At 36.7% G+C, this 18,211-nt stretch carries 17 protein-coding genes and 1 pseudogene; 8 read left to right on the forward strand and 10 right to left on the reverse strand.

From position 1 onward, the window contains the following. Positions 1-215, reverse strand: a pseudogene (locus tag QVB70_RS10495) (peptidase M28); the annotation flags it as partial. A gap of 163 nt (positions 216-378) precedes the next feature. On the opposite strand from QVB70_RS10495, the gene iorA reads away from it, so the two are divergent. The 3 genes from iorA to QVB70_RS10510 are packed head-to-tail and all read left to right on the forward strand — an operon-like array spanning position 379 to position 4,537. Then, the gene (gene iorA, locus QVB70_RS10500) at positions 379-2,250 is read left to right on the forward strand and encodes an indolepyruvate ferredoxin oxidoreductase subunit alpha (protein ID WP_287585826.1); all 1,872 of its coding nucleotides are present in this window, start codon (positions 379-381) and stop codon (positions 2,248-2,250) included. Further along, positions 2,250-2,849, forward strand: coding sequence for an indolepyruvate oxidoreductase subunit beta (locus QVB70_RS10505; protein ID WP_287585829.1), 600 nt, complete (start codon positions 2,250-2,252; stop codon positions 2,847-2,849). The genes iorA and QVB70_RS10505 overlap by 1 nt, the downstream gene beginning before the upstream one ends. A 29-nt stretch (positions 2,850-2,878) precedes the next feature. Continuing rightward, entirely contained in the window at positions 2,879-4,537 is a 1,659-nt protein-coding gene (locus tag QVB70_RS10510) for a glycosyltransferase family 39 protein (RefSeq protein WP_287585831.1), read from the forward strand. A gap of 1 nt (position 4,538) precedes the next feature. Here QVB70_RS10510 and QVB70_RS10515 read toward each other — a convergent pair whose 3' ends face one another. From QVB70_RS10515 to QVB70_RS10525, 3 genes are all read right to left on the reverse strand, one after another. Beyond that, entirely contained in the window at positions 4,539-5,549 is a 1,011-nt protein-coding gene (locus QVB70_RS10515; protein WP_287585834.1) for a CPBP family glutamic-type intramembrane protease, read from the reverse strand. Positions 5,550-5,613: 64 nt separating this feature from the next. After that, complete coding sequence (locus tag QVB70_RS10520) at positions 5,614-6,339, reverse strand: helix-turn-helix domain-containing protein (protein ID WP_287585836.1); 726 nt, start codon at positions 6,337-6,339, stop codon at positions 5,614-5,616. A gap of 24 nt (positions 6,340-6,363) precedes the next feature. Beyond that, the gene (locus QVB70_RS10525) at positions 6,364-6,783 is read right to left on the reverse strand and encodes a hypothetical protein (RefSeq protein WP_287585838.1); all 420 of its coding nucleotides are present in this window, start codon (positions 6,781-6,783) and stop codon (positions 6,364-6,366) included. Positions 6,784-7,160: 377 nt separating this feature from the next. Between QVB70_RS10525 and QVB70_RS10530 the strand changes: the two genes are divergently transcribed. Both QVB70_RS10530 and QVB70_RS10535 read left to right on the forward strand, forming a co-directional pair. Continuing rightward, complete coding sequence (locus QVB70_RS10530; protein ID WP_287585840.1) at positions 7,161-7,454, forward strand: thioredoxin family protein; 294 nt, start codon at positions 7,161-7,163, stop codon at positions 7,452-7,454. 358 nt (positions 7,455-7,812) lie between these two features. After that, positions 7,813-8,502 carry a helix-hairpin-helix domain-containing protein gene (locus QVB70_RS10535; RefSeq protein WP_287585841.1) on the forward strand — a complete coding sequence of 230 codons (690 nt, stop codon included), beginning with the start codon at positions 7,813-7,815 and terminating at the stop codon, positions 8,500-8,502. 2 nt (positions 8,503-8,504) lie between these two features. On the opposite strand, the gene QVB70_RS10540 is transcribed toward QVB70_RS10535, so the two are convergent. Continuing rightward, positions 8,505-9,437: a DUF4130 domain-containing protein gene (locus QVB70_RS10540; protein ID WP_287585844.1), complete on the reverse strand. Its 933-nt coding sequence runs from the start codon at positions 9,435-9,437 to the stop codon at positions 8,505-8,507. Continuing rightward, entirely contained in the window at positions 9,430-10,599 is a 1,170-nt protein-coding gene (locus tag QVB70_RS10545) for a putative DNA modification/repair radical SAM protein (protein WP_287585846.1), read from the reverse strand. Before QVB70_RS10545 ends, QVB70_RS10540 begins: the two co-directional genes overlap by 8 nt. Before the next feature lie 184 nt (positions 10,600-10,783). On the opposite strand from QVB70_RS10545, the gene QVB70_RS10550 reads away from it, so the two are divergent. The 3 genes from QVB70_RS10550 (at position 10,784) to QVB70_RS10560 (ending at position 13,055) form a co-directional block, all read left to right on the forward strand. Beyond that, positions 10,784-11,662, forward strand: a complete 879-nt coding sequence (locus tag QVB70_RS10550) for a DMT family transporter (protein WP_287585848.1) — start codon at positions 10,784-10,786, stop codon at positions 11,660-11,662. A gap of 43 nt (positions 11,663-11,705) precedes the next feature. Beyond that, the gene (locus QVB70_RS10555) at positions 11,706-12,461 is read left to right on the forward strand and encodes an SDR family NAD(P)-dependent oxidoreductase (RefSeq protein WP_287585850.1); all 756 of its coding nucleotides are present in this window, start codon (positions 11,706-11,708) and stop codon (positions 12,459-12,461) included. 90 nt (positions 12,462-12,551) lie between these two features. Next, positions 12,552-13,055 (forward strand): GyrI-like domain-containing protein, encoded by a 504-nt coding sequence (locus QVB70_RS10560; protein WP_287585853.1) that lies wholly within the window; start codon positions 12,552-12,554, stop codon positions 13,053-13,055. Between the two features lie 59 nt (positions 13,056-13,114). On the opposite strand, the gene QVB70_RS10565 is transcribed toward QVB70_RS10560, so the two are convergent. From QVB70_RS10565 to QVB70_RS10580, 4 genes are all read right to left on the reverse strand, one after another. After that, a complete protein-coding gene (locus QVB70_RS10565; RefSeq protein WP_287585856.1) occupies positions 13,115-13,870 on the reverse strand; it encodes a class I SAM-dependent methyltransferase in 756 nt (251 codons plus the stop codon). 61 nt (positions 13,871-13,931) lie between these two features. After that, complete coding sequence (locus tag QVB70_RS10570) at positions 13,932-14,600, reverse strand: isochorismatase family cysteine hydrolase (RefSeq protein WP_287585859.1); 669 nt, start codon at positions 14,598-14,600, stop codon at positions 13,932-13,934. Positions 14,601-14,863: 263 nt separating this feature from the next. Further along, a complete protein-coding gene (locus QVB70_RS10575) occupies positions 14,864-16,384 on the reverse strand; it encodes a hydroxymethylglutaryl-CoA synthase (protein WP_287585861.1) in 1,521 nt (506 codons plus the stop codon). Between the two features lie 39 nt (positions 16,385-16,423). Beyond that, a complete protein-coding gene (locus QVB70_RS10580) occupies positions 16,424-17,638 on the reverse strand; it encodes a thiolase domain-containing protein (RefSeq protein WP_287585864.1) in 1,215 nt (404 codons plus the stop codon). Between the last annotated feature and the right edge of the window lie 573 nt (positions 17,639-18,211).

Genomic DNA, 18,211 nt, shown 5'->3' on the forward strand with positions numbered 1-18,211 from the left:
AATCCAATCTCATCGATATGACCTGGGATCATAATAACTGGTTTTTCAGCACTTCCCTTGATTTTAAACATTACTGAGCCTAACTTATCGGTTAGGATTTCGTCTGCAAATTCTTCCACATACTTTTTTACAATGCTTGCCGTTTCTCTTTCGAAACCTGGAGGTCCAAATGATTCTGTGAGGTCTTTAAGAATTTCTAATTCATTTTTTTCCATAAAACCCATCTCTTGATCAGAAGCTTTTAGAAAATACCAAATATACAACTAATTATTCCTGAGAAATGAATGAAAATTTATAAGTTAATTTGTTGATAGCTCATAGAGATTTTAAGATAACTAGCTTCTTTTCATCAAAAAAGTATTGTTTGGTGGTATTGTATTGAAGCAAATACTAGAAGATCAAATAGGTAGACAAACTCTTCTAATGGGAAATGTGGCTATTGTGCGTGGAGCAATTGAGGCTGGCGTTTCATTTGCATCTACATATCCGGGTACCCCCGCCTCAGAGATAGGAGATACTTTTGCTACTTTGATTAGTCGTTTTAGATGGCCTGGTTATTTCGAGTACAGTACAAATGAGGCAGTAGCCCTCGAAGCCGCAGCAGGTGCATCTTTTGCTGGAGTTCGTGCAATTTGTTCTATGAAACATGTTGGTGCGAATGTAGCAGCTGATCCACTATTTTCGTTAGCTTACACTGGTATTGATGGCGGCTTGGTAGTAGTTACTGCAGATGATCCCTCATGCTGGAGTTCTCAAAATGAACAGGACAACAGGCACTATGCTGTTCATGCTGGATTGCCAATGCTTGAACCTTCGTCATCTCAGGACGCTCTTGAAATGACAAGAACTGCATTTGAAATTTCTGAAAAAATAAGAGAGCCTGTCCTTTTAAGAACAACAACTCGCATCGCTCACACTTATGGCAATGTTGTTTTTGGTCCTATTCAAGACCGAAAAACACCTTATTTTGAACGTCGCATTTCGAGAGTTATGGTTCCTTCTAATGCACGCCCTGCCCATCTAAAATTACTGGAGAATTTAGAATTAGCGCAAAAACTCTCTGAGAACTCTGAGTTTAATCAATCTCTAATGAAAGACTCAGAATTGGGTGTTATTACTTCAGGGATTTCTTATTCTTATACTCTTGACGCATTAAGATGGTTAGATATCAATGCATCTATTCTTAAACTTGGAATGCCCTATCCTTTCCCAAAAAAAATGATTTCAGAATTTATAGAGAACGTTGACAAGGTTCTTGTAGTGGAAGAGCTGGATCCTTGGTTGGAAACTCATGTCCGTGCAATTGCTCAAGTAAACTCGTTGAATACGCCAATCTTTGGAAAAGAACAGGAATTATTACCTCAAGCATTTGAACTATCCACTAAACAAATCGCTTTAGCACTTGCCAAAATCTCAGGAAAAACGCTTCCTATAGACTATACTGCCGCAAATGAGAAATTCGAGATAGCTAAAGAACTGCTTGTATCTCGTCCACCACAGTTGTGTGCAGGATGTCCTCATCGAGCGTCTTTCTATGCTATAAAGCAAGCAACCAAAGGTCAGGAGATTATTGTTGGCAACGATATTGGCTGTTATGCTCTAGGCATAGCCCCACCTTTCCATCTCGGGGATTGGCTGGTATGTATGGGTGCGTCAGTTGGTATAGCTTGTGGAACCGCACAGGTCATTAATGATCCAGTAATTGCAGTTATCGGAGATTCAACATTCTTTCATGCAGGGGTACCTGCGTTGATTAATGCAGTTAAAAATAACGCAAACTTAACTTTGATAGTTTTAGATAACCTAACGACAGCAATGACAGGTCATCAGCCAAGTCCGGGAAGTAAACTTGGAGATATGCGTGAAACTGCAATTAAAATAGACGAACTTGTAAGAGGTTGCGGTGTAAAAAATATCTATAAAACAGATCCCTACAAACTTGAAGAAACGATCCAAATCTTCGAAGATGCGATAAAACAAGATGGTCCAACTGTAGTTATTGCACGACATGTTTGCGCATTGGTATTAGATAGAATAAAACGAAAAAAAGGCATTAAAATTACCCCCTCAAGAGTTGATCCTGAGAAATGTGAAGGTTGTAGAACATGCATTGATGAGTTTAGTTGTGTAGCGTTTGTTTGGGATACTACCACCCCTCAGATGAAAATTGAAGAAGTTCTTTGTGATGGATGCGGTGTGTGTGTCAATGTTTGTCCCTGCGGTGCAATTTACAAGGAGGAGGCAAAATAATGACTGAGGAATTTAACGTTCTTATCGCTGGGGTAGGCGGAACAGGAGTTTTAACAATTGCACATATTTTAGGAAGTTCTGCATTGTCTGCCGGATTACGGGTAGTTCAAAGTGAACTGCATGGCATGTCACAACGAGGAGGGAGCGTTTCAACGCATTTACGAATGGGTACGCATGTTTATAGTCCTACATTTCCCGATAGTACAGGTGATCTTCTTGTTGGAATGGAGCCTATAGAAACACTAAGAAATATTCAAGGTGTCCGTAACACAGGTTGTATTATTTTTAACAATTACAAAATCCGTCCTCTTTCGCTGTCTATTCTAAAAACAGAGTACCCCTCCCTAGATTTGATAGTTCAACAAATGAAGCACTTCTGTCAAAATGTTTATTCTATTGATGCTACTGCAATTGCAAAAGAACTTGGTGCGTCTATAGTGGCAAATATTGTGCTATTAGGGGCTGCTATGGCTAAAGGATCAATTCCGATCAACTCGGAGACAGTTATCGAAGAGATCAAGAATACAGTACCAGAACGTTTTATAGATCTCAATATGCAAGCATTTCAGGCAGGCCTTAAAGCGGTAAATAAACTCTAGAATATTGTCTGAAAAAGGATGATTCTTTGATGGAGAACTCTATAACTTCCATTCAGAAAATGTTAACAAAACTTCCAATCAAACTCTCCATTTATGATTTACTAGCACTCGTCATAACTTTATTTTCATTTGCATTACGCATTTTCTTTTTGCAATTCACTTTCGCTATTAATCCAGACGGTATTTACTATTGCTGGTCTGCACGACATTTACTAGAAGGAAAGGGGTATACTATCGGTTCTGGAGACATTCCTGCAATAAGAGCACCCATTTATCCCCTTTTTGTAGCCCTCTTTTTTCTAGTTTTTGGTGTTAATCATATTTCTGCAAAACTTGTGTCGATAGTTTTTGGAAGTCTTTCAGTATTTATTTTGTATGCGCTTGTGAAACTGAATTTTAAGAATGAAAGAACTGGGTTATTTTCAGCGTTAATCTTTGCTATAAATCCTTTCTTCATCGTAGGCACAGATTTTTATTTGGGAGGCGTTTACAGAGAGGGTTTTTCTACTTTTATTTTCCTTCTTGCTATTCTTTTTACAATAAAGGCAAAAAACGAGAGAAAATACACAAATTTTCTTATAATGGGCTTATTATCCGGAATATTCTATCTAGTAAGACCTGAAGGACTGTATCTATTAATATTCCAAGTTTTTTATTTTTGTCTTCTGTTTGTAGATCAAAGACAACTTGGTTTGATTAAGAAGATAGGTATCACCATTTCTGTGACTATTTTTGTTATTCTACCATGGCTTATTCGTGATTATCTCACCTTTGGTGTTTTTAATCGAGAGAGTTATTATCATGGGGCATTTTTCTTCCTTAGGGAATTCGGCACACAGATTCCTACAATGATGCTTAGTCCCCTTGACTATTTATTCTCTTATCATTCATTAACACAGATTGCTATTGGATTATTTGTCGGGTTTTATAGGCTCTGGTTACAACTCTCTGCTGGTTTAACACCACTTGGCTTTTTTTTGTTTGCTTTTGGATTTATACTCACGATCAAGAGGAGATATCTATTTTTTCATCTTCTTTTAATTTTCTATCTGCTTTCTTACAGCTGGCCGTCTTACGTCTGGCCTTCTATCGTACCAAGATATCTTACTGTGCTCATACCTATTTGTTTGCTCTTTGCAGGACGGGGTCTCTCAGAACTTGAACAACTATTATCAAGAGTATATCAGAAAACTATAGTAGTATTTCAAATCAGGCTGACAAGCAAACAATTTCAACAAATTATTATTTTGGGTGTTTTATTGATAATAACAGTCAATTCTCTTTTATTGGCTAAAGATATTATCATTGATGAACAGTACAAACCCCAAATTGAAGCCTTTGAAAGAACTGGAGAATGGTTACAACAAAATACAGCATCAAACTCAGTAATCTACACAAATTTCCCTACTTTGATTGAGCGATATTCAGAACGAACTGCACTTGATCTTAAAAAAACAACTATTCAAGAAATTCTTAAGATGTCAAATGCAAACCCAGTATATATTGTGGTTGATTCATCCTGTGTACAGTCTGACGAACTCATCGAAATGTATCTATATGCAACACAGCATTCTGTTGTGTGGTATGATTTGACTATTCCTGAAAATGTAGACTGCGTATTTACTTTAGGAAGCGGTAGTTGGCATCCCTACGATATTGCGGTCTATAAAAAAGTTACATTTAACTAATTCATTTTCTGAGCGAAATCAAACCAAGAATAATTCCAATGATTCCTAAAACCAACCAAGCTGGGTAAATAAAGAGTAGACCAAATCCAATGACGATATTTTCCTGTATAGTGACTGCTGCAATGCTCTGGATGAAATTGAATGTCCAATGGAAGAAGAGACTTCCTTTTATTCCAAATTTTAAATAACTAAATGCGAGAAACAATCCGCCTATAGTCGCTATAGGTAAAAATCCGATATCCCACATTCCTATAACGTGGAGAATGCCGAAATAAGCAGCAGAAGCTATTACTAAGAAATATTCAAAACGATAAAATCCGTAATATCTACCTGATCGTTCTCTCGCATGAGTGGGGTTAATTAAGGCTGCTAGAAATATCTTTAGATAAGAATCTGGAACACTATGTTTCCTGATGAAATAGCAGTAACCTATTCCTAACCAGGGGCCTATCAAGATCAGTCTAAACCAGAACTCTTCAATTACTGCAGCTAAAACCCCCTCAATGATAAAGACTAAATTAATCGTTGTTGGTCCGCCTAAAGGAATTCCCCAAATCGTTACAATAAGTACTGCAACATAGATAAGAATATAGTTTACGCTGAGAAATAAGATCAGTGCAAGTAAACCGTTTTCTTCGAAAGGCTCTAAAGTTGTCTGTGTTATTAGCGCTTTTAACTTAGACAGGAAATTAACAGTTGGTCTGAAGAAGAGAAGAACAAAAGAGATCACGTAAATAATACAACATAAGATAAAAAGAATGCCAATTGAAATTTGACCAGCTTGAAACAGCCAGCCGATATTAAATACCAAGAAGCCGACGTAATAGAAGATGTAAAACAAGAAACCAGTGGGAACGACATTTACAATTGTTTGACCTTCTGACGTAAAGAATAGAAGCCCAAAACTATAAACAAAACCCAATATAATTACTAAGAAAACAAAAAAGATAAGACTGCTGATGATAAACCATGAAAACTTTCTTAGTATTCCGGGCACTGTTTTCTCGTCCATTAGCGTTATTGCACAAAAAGACGGTACTTTACTTCACAGAAGTTGTTATATAATATATATATGTTTATTGTGACACTAGTGTTTCTACTTCTTCTTCCTCTTCTTCCTCAATATCTCCGTCGTCTCCGTCTTCGTCTTCGTCCTCGCTGAACGACCAGGTCTCTAGATTAATTGACAATTCTATATCTTGCGACCGTGGACACTGAATACGAATTGTAACGTGATTTCTGTCCTTTTCGGTTACTTCTGGATGTAAACAATCTTCTTCTAATTTTTCGCAAAGAAATCTGATAAAACTCTCTGTAATCAAGTTTAGTGCGCCTTCAAGTAAATTTTGCCCTATTTCGCCAACATAATATCGTATACGGCGCCCTTCTCTCATTACATCAATAAGTCCGGCCTTCCTTAATTTTGAAGCGTGCCAGCGAACTGTATCGTGATGGATACCAAGACTTTCAGCAATCTCTAGTTGATGGCAACCTTCGTTGTTTGTAATATATTCAAAAATGTTTCTTGCCGTTCCACTTTTCAAGGCAACATAGGCAGTTTCAGCTTGTGCACTTCTTAGGACTTTAGGATAATAAATACGTTTTCCTCCAAACTTCATAGTCTGGATTAAACCAGCCCTCCCCAACATCTTCAAGTGCCACGAAAGTGTCCCATGGGGCGCAGATAATTCGCTAGCTAACTCAAAAAAATATGCTCCAGGGGATTCGCAAATTAGCTTATAAATGTTCCTTCTTAACGGATGCATAAGGAGACTCATTCGTTTTTCTTTAGCTGGGGACACGTCTTTCCCTCTATGAGACTCCTCTCACCCCGCTTTTAACTCAACAATGTTGACGTTGTTGACGCCTTCTAGCTGGCTGATATCCGTCTGTAATTGCCCCATATCAACGGTAATCTCTGCCTTGTCGATATACCCCTCATACACACATTTATCTCTCGTAAAACACAAGCCTGTTGAATAAAGTGTCTTTATTTTGTTCCTTGCAAACACAGATCCCATGTCCTTCAAGAAATCAGGGGTAAGTTCGCCAATTTCTATGGCTATCTTCACAACTTCATTGCCTGTTGTTGGAATAATTCGAATAATGCGGGTTGAGGGAGCCAAAATCATTACGGCTGACTTCGAATCGCGAGTTTGAAGCGCCTCTAGGAACAATTTGGGAATTTCAATCGGTTGATCAGGCTCTAAGGTTACCATTTTCGCTATGGTGACTTCTTCGCTCATCTTACGACCTCATTACGATTTATAATCTATAGATTAACTCCATGATTGATTCGGTTCATTAATATGAAAATGATATTTCTCATATATAAACTCTCTTATTAGAGTTTTTTGATAGGTTATCAACTTCCTTTTAAATGATGTTAAATATAAGGAGTTTTTGTTATTTTTTAGCGAGAAATCTTCTTATTTGCCTTATATTTTGTTCTGCTAAATCCTTAAGGATTAAATAAACTGGATTTTTTCAAAAAACTCTTCTTTCAAGATATTTACAATTCTTTTTGAAGTTATGGTGAGCAGTAGTTGAATATGATGAATAACTATTAAATACGATGATTGAGTTGATAGCACAACGATATTCAAGGCGGTCTGAGGGGTAAATGAATATAATAAAACAACGAGAAATTCTTTATTTCACGTCTCCTCATTGTTTATTTTGTCATGTTGTAGAACGCCTTCTTAAAGAGATAGTAGATGAAACAAAATTGGAGTTAGAGATCCGCGAAATAGATGTAACAAAAGAACCCGATCTTGCTGAAGAACATCATATACTTGCATGCCCAACACTCATATTTCCTGGAATTACGAGAGTTGTGGGTAATGTCGAAAAAGAGGAACTATTTTCGGTTATTTTTCAGTTTTACACAACTTTTAATGACTCTGAATTTGGCTAATTTCATTTTATCTAGTAAAAATCGACTAAAATATCATTTAAATCATAGTTATTCAGATATTTGACTAAGATTTATAACTATGAATGTTAAGATGTGGATTCCGTTATAGAGAGCAACGAAAAACTTATTATATAAATGCTAGTTATTTTTTATCATCTGAGAACAAACCTTATTATCATATAAGTTGTTCGCAACAGTTATGCCACATTTCTTTAATGAAATGGGGAGTCTTCTTGCACAAGAATTATAAACGTAACTAATTTTAGTGTATTCACAATCATCTAACGATTAAAATCGTTGGTACTCACTAATACTTATGGCAAGAAAAATCTTTTTTGGCTCTAGGAGGAACAGTCGATTGAGTTTATTTGAGTCCAGACTTTCAAAACAGCAAGACGAACTAATAAGAACCTTAACCAAGACAGGAAGAGTTAAGTTTCCAGGTAAGAGAATTTTTCAAGAATTTGCTGAATATGGTATCTCTAAAAGTAAGATCAGACGTACAATCCAAGAGGGACAGATTTATCCAGTGAATTACGAACTATCTTACCCAACTGGCGTTAGAAAACGTAGGGGTTATATAGCTGAACGTGAATTTGGCGAAGATTCAATACTATTAGTTAATTTTAAACTGCTTCCAAGTGGCGTTGTTGTGATTTTTAGCGCAGAATGGAAAGGGATGGTTGAAGAGATTCCAGAAGACGAGATGGTTGAAGCAGAGTTAGATTTAATGGAATCTTCAGATGAGTTAGATTTAGAAGCAGAATTAGATATGATTGGTGTAAAAGAAAAACCAAAGAAGAAACCTAAAGAAGTACCAGCAAAAACAGAGTTAGACTTAACGGAAGAAGAATTAGAATTTGACCTCGAACTAGAACTTACTGACCTTCCAGGTGTTGGTCAAAAAACGGCGGATAAATTGAGTGAGGTTGGTTGTACATCTATAGAAGATTTAGTTAATGCAAACCTGGAGGAACTTTCACAGGAAACTGGCATCTCAGTTTCAAAATTGAAGAAGTATGTCGAAGAGGCCAAAAAGATTATGTAGGTCTAGCTTTTAGGTTTCCCTGAATTCTTTTTCTCATTGATTTTTTTTGTAGAATCTAATGATTGATCAATTAAGAACGAATCAAGCTTTGTTTTCTGTAGTCCATATTCGATTTTAATTCCTTCTTTCATTTTAAATCGCTCAGAGTATTTTTTCGGAACACAACACCTCGCTAATCTTTTGTTTCTTCTGGCAGGGATATATTGAACATCATAAAATGCTTCGAAAATCTTCTCAAAATCTTCATTTGAATCCTTGTGTGCGATAGAATATGTTGGATTCTCTTTAGTTCCTTCACTGATTTTTGTTTGCAAAATTGCCATTTCTTCACCTTTAACAAAAGAGACTTTACCCTTGTTTCCTTTGTATGCAAATGGTTTCAGTTTACTTGGAGAAAAAAGCACCACAGTCTTTTCAGGGTAACGTTTACTCCAAAATCGAACGACTAAATCTTCTACATTATGCTCAAATTTCGCCTTTGATACCAAAAATTCTCCTATTGTATCCAACCTTAGAAATCCGCACGCTTTGTGATATTCACAAGCCACTTGACGAGAGCGTTTGTACATTTCTCTACTTTCTGCTGTTACTTGACTTAAAATAATGCCTGCCCCTTCAATTAAACATTGTCTAATTACTTTAAGAATTAAAGCAAATTTACTCAGTTCATTCTTTTTATAACGCAAATTCCAATCTATGAGTTTCTTAATCTCGCGTAACTCATAATTGCTTAAACGAAAGCATCCTTTCCTCTTTTCATAAATCTTTAAAATTTCCTCATTAAGAATGATGTGGCTTTCTTTATCAATCAAATATGGATTAAAATGGTCTTTATGAATCGCTTTTGCTCCAATTGACTCACAAACTAGGGCTGTCGAAAGGAGAGATTCAAAAGTGGAGTCGAAAACTACTATAACGCCCTTATCTTTACACATAATTATCAATCCTTGTCTGCTTTTGTCCATTGATTTCCAAGAAAGGTGTCGCCCGTTTTATGACAACTCCAATTCTTGCCAGTTCTTTCAATTTCTTGAAACGATAACCCGCTTTTTTTGCCTTTATAATCCTCCTAGCTGACGTCGGTCCAATACCTGGTACCTTAAGTAATTCCTTTAGGGTAATGTCTTCATTATTCACGTCGATAGGATAGCGATCCAAGTTTTGAAATGCATAGCAGAGTTTCACGTCCTTTGACAAATTGAACATGTTGTTTTCATTTAACACGTTTTTTAGATCTCTGAAGTGAAAATCGTAATGTCGATAGAGAAAGTCAGCTTGACATAATCGTACTTCCCTAATTACAGGTGTCTTTGGATTTTTCTCTAGAGGAGTTTGACCAATAGGGTCAAAAGCGCTAAAATAAGCCCTTTTCAGATCCATTTGACAATAAAGTTTTTCCATTCTTTCTAATATCTCTAAATCGCTTTCACCTGCTGCACCTACGACAAATTGAGTTGTTTGACCTGCTGGAACATACTTATCTTCTCTCTCAGCCAAAGTTTTAATCCACTTCATTCGCTTTAAGATGTCAGTCATCATTCTCTTTGTGGATGAAAGTTCAGAAAGTCTTGATTGGCTTGGAGCCTCAATATTCATTGAAAGTCTGTCTGTAATTGCTGAAGCGCGTTTAATTTGATCATAATTCGCTCCGGGAATAAGTTTCAAATGTATATAGCCATTGAAATAATGTTTTGTTCTTAACAACTCGACAACTTCAAGAGTCTTTTCCATAGCTATTTCCGGATCTCTAGGCATTCCTGAGCTTAAGAATAATCCTTCAACATAATTTCGTTCGTATAGTCCGAGAAAAACTCTCACTAGTTCTTTAGGTTCAAACGAAGCCTTTAAGCATTCTCTTCCAACTCTATTGATACAATAAGCGCAGTCATTTGAGCATTGATTTGTTAAGAGTACTCTAAAGAGGGAGACACACCTACCGTCTGGGGTAAAGCTATGGCAAACACCACTTGCCACAGGATTTCCCATTCCAGCTTTATTGAATTTTGAATATGAATTTGCTCTGTTTGAGGCTGTTGAAGCACACAGGTCATACTTTGCCGCCGCTCCCAATATTTTAAGTTTTTCAAGAAATCCCATTTCCCCTATCTCACCGCAACCAGTTTAAAAGAAAATTTGACTAATTTAAAGACTGATAGTGACGTTAAATAGTTAGAGAGGGTTCTGGAAAAGTGATCAAAGTAATCTTGGACCACCTTGTTTTGGTACTTTTTACTTTTGTGACTTTCAAAAATCTATATTAGACCAAAGATAACTCCTAACTATGGAAAATCAAAAACGGGCCTATATATATGCGCTCACAGCAGTATTATTTTGGTCTACAGTAGCATCTGCTTTTAAAATCACGTTAAGATATTTAGACTTATTTCAACTACTATTTTATTCTTCAATAATCTCTATTGCAGTCTTTTTTGTGGTTTTGTTAATCCAGAAAAAGTTATTTTTATTGAAAACGTATTCAAAGACTGATTATTTACACTCTGCATTTCTTGGATTTTTACATCCCTTCCTTTACTATGTAGTCCTGTTAAAAGCGTACTCAATGCTGCCTGCTCAAGAAGCCCAAGCGTTGAACTATACATGGGGAATAGCGATTGCTTTATTATCTATTCCTTTACTTAAGCAGAGAATAAAATCTACTAGTATTCTTGCACTCATTGTTAGTTTCATCGGAGTAGTCGTAATTGGCACAAGAGGCGATTTAACGTCATTAAAGTTTTCAGATCCTCTTGCTGTGTCTTTAGCTGTTGGTTCTTCAGGAATCTGGGCATTGTTTTGGATTTACAATACAAAAGATGAAAGAGATGAAGTAACAAAATTATTCCTTAACTTCACTTTTGGTTTTCTTTTTATTCTAATTACAACTCTTATCTTTTCAACAGTGATAGTTTCTCCAATCGGACTTTTTGGAGCAACTTACGTAGGTATCTTCGAAATGGGGATTACTTTTGTAATCTGGCTTAAGGCTTTGAAATTTTCAGAAACAACTGCACGTGTAAGCAATCTGATTTACTTATCTCCTTTTCTTTCACTTGTTTTCATCTATTTGCTTGTGGGTGAGCAAATACTGATTTCAACTGTGATTGGGCTTGTGCTTATCGTAATTGGGATATTTGTGCAACAGTATAGCAGTTTAGAGTAGGCTATATATTATAGTAAGTACAAATAGGTAAAAGGTGAGTTTAATGCTGAAAGTTGACCTTTCTGAAAAAGTCGCCATAGTTACAGGCGCTGGTCAGGGAATTGGTCGGGCTATAGCCTTATCCTTAGCTAGAGATGGAGCGAGATTAGTTATTAACGATATTGTAGAAGAAAATGCAAAAGACGTTGTTAAAGAGATTGAATCCAAAGGTGGAGACGCAATTGCGATTCTCGCTGATGTTTCTAACAAGAACGCCGTAGAGCAAATGATAAGGCTTACATTAGAAAAATATGGGAAAATCGATATTCTTGTAAACAATGCAGGCATCTCTGGTCCTATGGTGCCAGTTCAAGATTTAAGCGAAGAAGATTGGGACAAAGTCATAAATGTTGATCTGAAAGGAACATTCCTCTGTTCTCAGGCAGTAATCCCTCATATGATAGAGAAAGAATATGGGAAGATTATTAACATATCCAGCATTGCTGGTAAAGAAGGTAATGATCATATGACCGCTTATTGCGCTGCTAAATCGGGAATTATTGGCTTTACAAAAGCGTTAGCAGAAGAGGTTGTCAAGAAAGGAATAAATGTCAATTGTATTTGTCCTGCCCTAATTGGAACCGAACTGACTTTAGGTTTAGGAGAAGATCAAATTAAATTCTTAACAGAAAAAATCCCAGCAGGTAGACTTGGAAAACCTGAGGAAGTTGCCGATCTGGTCAAATTCTTAGTTTCAGATGCAGCTAGTTTCATTACACGTCAAGCTTATAGTATCTCTGGCGGGCGATCAAAATACTGAAATCACTTGGATCACTTCTTGACCTCCCTCTCATTGTTTTAATGTAATAATTCCAATAATGAACTAACAAACATAAAAGATGGATTAAGAATGGAGATCAAAGTAGTTGAACTTAATCCAATGAAAGTAGCCTCATTCCATTCGCCTCTTGGTGAAAATCCAGAATTAAATGCTATCAAATCATTACTTAGATGGGCACAGGGAAAGGAATTTTTCAGTAAAGATGTGAAGTTTCATTTCTTTGGATTTAACAACCCAATTCCTACTGAAGATAACCCTGTATATAGTTACGAAGTGTGGTTGCCTTTAGATGATGATTTTAAAGGTGATGATGAAATTAAAATAAAAGAGTTCAAAGGTGGTTTATTTGCTACCACAGAAATGTCATTTATTGATTTCCTTTCTAAAGGTTGGAATGTATTTCACTCAGCGGCGAAACTGTGGATGAAAGAAAACATGTACGAACGTGACATTACAGTTCAATGGCTTGAAGAACATATAGCAGATAAAAAAGAAATAGATGACTTCATCCAAAAAAACGATCTACCTAAATGGAATATAGGCTTATATTTGCCTATAAAAAAAATTGGATGACTACCAGCTCTCAATATAAGTAAGGCAAATTCTGAAAGTTCTAATTTGTGATTTTGTTTCTATAATTGCTTAAATGCGATAAATATTTGATCCATAACAGCGATTTCAATTCCTTCTTCAGTGACTCTCATGTACTGCTTCAATATGTCCGCTGTTTCCTCTCTATTCTTAATTGACAATCCTCTCTTCTCAAAAAAATCAAGGGCATTATCAATAGTCTTGAAGTACAAAGCATTTGTCACAACAGTAGTGAAGTCTACGAGAAGGTCAATTGATTTCAATTTTTCTATGAGAAATTTCTCGGTTATTACAGGTCTCTTTTTTCCTTTGAGGTGATCACGTAATTGATTAAATGGAGAATTTGGCGTGATTGTGACAATAACTATTTTTCCAGTACCATTACGGAGAACTCGACTCGTTTCTCTAAGAGTTAGGTCGAAATCTTCATTTCTAGCAAGGTGAATCGAAAAATAGAAAGTTTGGCAGTCTATACAGTCTGAAATGAGAGGTAAATACTTCATATCTGCACAAATAGTGTGGATTTCTTTACTTTTTGCTCTTAGGTGTTTTAACATTTTGTCAGATATGTCTATACCAACGTATTCTCCCTTTATTTTATTCTTATTCAATAACTTCTGCAAAGCGATTATACTATTACCAGTCCCAGTTCCCACGTCGCAAATCTTTTGATTTTGTCCTAAGTTCAAATGATTGAACAGAATTTTGCTATTCTTATTTTTTTCTTCTAAATGCTCATCGAAGGAATCGTATATGGCAGAATAATCATCAAACCATTTCTTGAAGTCTTTGCTCATTTTTCTCCCAGCAAATATTGTTTGTTTTTATATGATATATTAGAAAACATTGTAAGGTGATTCACCTTAACGCTTTGATAATATCTTCAGCAGTTAAAACCTTTGCAAATCCCTTCCTTAATACTTTCAATTCAGGTTCTTGCATTTCTGGATCATCTGTTGATGTTACATCACTCCCGAATATCACTTTGAAACTTCTTTCATATGCCTGCCGTGCTGTAGTTCCACAACAATAATTCGTCAAAGTCCCACAGATTATTACTGTATCTTTTTCCAGATTTTTCAATATTGTTTCTAAAGCTGTATCATAGAAAGCTCCATATGATGACTTCTTAATTACAATTTCATGCTCCCGTGGGGCAAGTTCATGCCAAACACGTCCTTCCACATAAAATAATGACCAATCTATGTCCAACTCGGAATATCGTCCTGGCATAAATTTTCCAGTTTTAGGACGATCTAAGTAATGATGTGTCCTAGAATATACAGTATAAATAATAGGGATATTTTTATTCCTACAATGTTCAATTAGACTTTTGATAAGAGGAACTTGCCTAGTAGCCTCTGGCACCCAATCTGGTGACCAATGAGGTTTCACAAATTCATCTTGCATGTCAATAACTAGTAAGGCGCATTTCTCAGGTATGATCTCAAATTTTGCATTTCCTTCGTTGTATGCTTTTCTGGCTAAATTAAGCACATCATTTTCAGTGAAATCTCCTATTTTCATTCTTAATCACTTCTGTTTAAAGAAACTATCATAAATTGCGAAGTAACTATCAAACCATTTCTTGAAATTTCAGCTCAATATTCTCCTCAGAAATCTATTAATTTCAGTTATAATTTGCTATCAGAAGTAGTGGTATGCCTATTTATATTCACATATTTATTTTGCAGAATAATGCAAGGCACTAAAATAGTATCATAGAGTCCTAGTGATAGTTCTTAGTAACGAGTGTCGAAAAATAGAAAAAAGAAACAGATTAAGGTAAGTCAGAACATCAGCGTACCTTTGGAGCGGGCGTATTGGAGATAATCCATTTCTTTTCTACCTTTGATTTGGTCCCTTACTGGGATTGTACGCTCCCTTTTTTCGAGTAATACATCTGTTGTTATCCAGGCAGACGCGTCACTACCTGCACCTGAACCATATGAAACAAGTAAGATTTTCTCGTTATCTTGCGCAATGTCTAAAGTGGATGCAAATCCGAGTGGACTAGATCCAGAATACAGATTTCCACACTTCGTTACCATTAGTCCCGGCTTAAGTTGCTCTATTTCAAATCCTAATTTAGTACCGACACGAATTGGAAATTTACCATTTGGTTGATGAAAGACAACATAATCAAAGTCCTTAGGAGTCATTTCTAGATCATTCATTATTTTCTCAGCGGCACCCATTACGTGCTTGAAATACGAGGGATCTCCTGTAAACCGTCCACCATGACTTGGAAATTTCTCAAATTCGCGTCTCCAGAAATCTGGTGTATCAGTTAAATATGATGCAAATCCAAATGGTTCTGCAATGACATCAGTCTTGCCAAAAATAAGAGTAACTCCACCTTCTCCAACGCTGTAGTCAAGTGGATCACCAGGTCTAGCTTGGGCTTTATCTGCTCCAATGACCATTGTATATTCATGTGTTTTACTTGTGAGTTCGTCATTAACTAGTGCTATTGCGTCTGGAATCGCATCAGTTGCAGCTTTACACGCAAATTCACGGTCACTGCCACCGACGTAAGGTATTGCGCCAATAGCTTCAGCAACAATAGTGGTTGTTGGTTTAACTGCATAAGGCGGTGATTCAGAACCGACCCATATACGATCAATCTTTTGTGGATCAATTCCTGCGTGATTAAGTGCCCTTCGTGCTGATTCGACCGAATATGTACCTGTATCCTCGTCCAAATTGCCAACACCTTTTTCCTCAAGTGCTAATCCTCTTTTATACGTCTCTGCATTGGTTCCAAAGGTGGTTGCTATCTGTTCTACAGTAACTTTGTATTTTGGAAGATAAACGCCATACCCCACAAGCCCTGCTTTATGGGAGATTTTTCTCGGAACATATGTACTATATTCTTTGAATAGTGATGATTGGAAAGGCCTGAATTTCATTCCGTACTCAATAACGCCATCGTCACCCTGTTCTGTGATTCTTCTGAAAACGGGTTCAACTGGCATTCCTATAATGTCATTGACGATGTCAATTTCATCGCTTGTGATCTCAAAATCCGTAATCATAGTGGGTATTTTATATCCATCCATTTCCACGACAGCTGATATATAAGGTTCATATCCTGTGTGAGTTGTTGCAGGATGTCGAATAACAGTAGCAGAAAAAACATTGGCACTATGACCGTTTTCTATAAGGCTAATATCTTTTAATTGATTATTATTTCCACATTTTGGACAAATCTTACGCTTTGGGAAATATTTTCCATTGCAAGCGTCACAATAACTTGCAATAAGTCTATAACGTGCTGCAATGCTCCTGTGGACGTACGGAACACTCAATTTTCATAACCTCCAGATGCCTGTGCTGCTCGTTTCTTCTTAAATTTGTAGCACATGAACACTACCTACACCACCAGTGCCACCGATATTATGTGCTACGCCCGTTAAGAGATCGGTGTCTAAATCAACTTGTTTTTTGCCAGCAATACCTAGAAGCTGTTCCCAAATTTCACAGATTTGTCTCGAACCTGTTGCACCAACTGGATGTCCATCTGCTTTTAGTCCACCACCGCAGTTTACAACGATCTCTCCAGATTCAGTTGGATATATGATATGTTTACTTCCCTTGAACGAATCTACAGCTTCTCCAATAAATGGACCGCCTTCTCCTTTTTCAACAAATTTCAAATCTTCAAGGGCAGTGATCTCTTCAATTGTGAAGCAATCATGAACTTCTAGAATATCAACATCTTTTTGTATAATTTTGGCTTCTTTGAATGCTTGTTGGGCCGAAAATCTTGTGGCAGCTAAACCTGTAAAATCGTTACGGCTAAAGAACGAAAGTGCATCTGTAGCTGCGCCAGCACCTGTAACATAAACTGGTGTTTCAGTATATTTTTTCGCTATCTCTGGTTTACACAAAATTATTGAGGAAGCCCCATCAGAAACTGGTGAACAATCCAGCAAACGAACAGGATCTGCAATTAAAGGAGACTTCAATACTGATTCAATTTTGATCGGAAAGGGATATTGTGCTTTATCATTATTAACTGCATGCTGATGATTTTTTACAGCAACCATGGCAAGTTGTTCGCGCGTAGTTCCATATTCGTACATATGACGTGCCATAAGTGTCGCATAAAGTCCTGGAAAGGTATTCCCATAAAATCTTTCCCAATCTGAGGCAGCAGAAGCTAAAGCATCTGTAACAATTTCACCGCGATCTGTCATTTTTTCAACGCCACAGACTGCTACAACATCAAATTTTCCAGATTTAATGCCCAAACATGCATTATAGAGAGCCAGTCCACTAGAAGCACAGGCACCCTCAAGACGGAATATGGGAATATGTGTTCCGAAGTTTTGCGCAAGTTCCCCAGCAACTAATCCTTGATCGACAATCTTTTCTGAAATAAAGTTGCCGACATACATCGACTCAATGTCTTTGAACTCAATGTTACCGTTTGTTGAATTAAGTGATTCAAGAAGTGATTCTAGCATTAGATCACTCATAGAATCTTCCCAGAGCTCTGAAAACTTAGTTCTGCCGCACGAAACAATTGCAGCATAAGCTCTATCCTGTATTTCTGTCATTTTTTCAATTCACCTTGTTTTCAATTCTAGTTAACGTTTGGAATGAGATTTTGAGTCTTAGGAGTAACCTCAAAAACTGTTTATGAAGTCACATTTTTGTTGATTGAAACATCATTCATATTTGAAATAAATCTCTATCAAAGATTATAGTTCAAAAATAGTTAAAATAAACGCAAATAGTTAGCATACCTATTTATTTTGATTCTTAATCAGTACCTCAAAAACCCTTTATAAATGTATATTTTCCGCAGCTGAAACATCAGTTATTTTTGAAAAAAAATTTTAATATTTTTTTTTGCTCGATAATGAAGTATTACGAGTAGCTAAGCAAGAAAGCACCACCGCATCAGCGTGGTGATGAATGGCGGTAATGTGCGTTCACTTTCATCACGTGCTTCGAGGGGTCTCCCTCAAGTTATATAGGTAGTATGAGGAGGTATCAATAACAATTGGAGGGATCATACGCACACTTGCCAACAAGGTACAGACTCCGATTCGATTGCCTCACCATCGTTAGCCGTACCTACGGGGCGTAGGGATGTTAAGCCTGTGGAGATAAGACCTCCGTAACCC

It is taken from the genome of Candidatus Borrarchaeum sp., assembly GCF_019058535.1.
GTDB lineage: Archaea > Asgardarchaeota > Sifarchaeia > Borrarchaeales > Borrarchaeaceae > Borrarchaeum > Borrarchaeum weybense.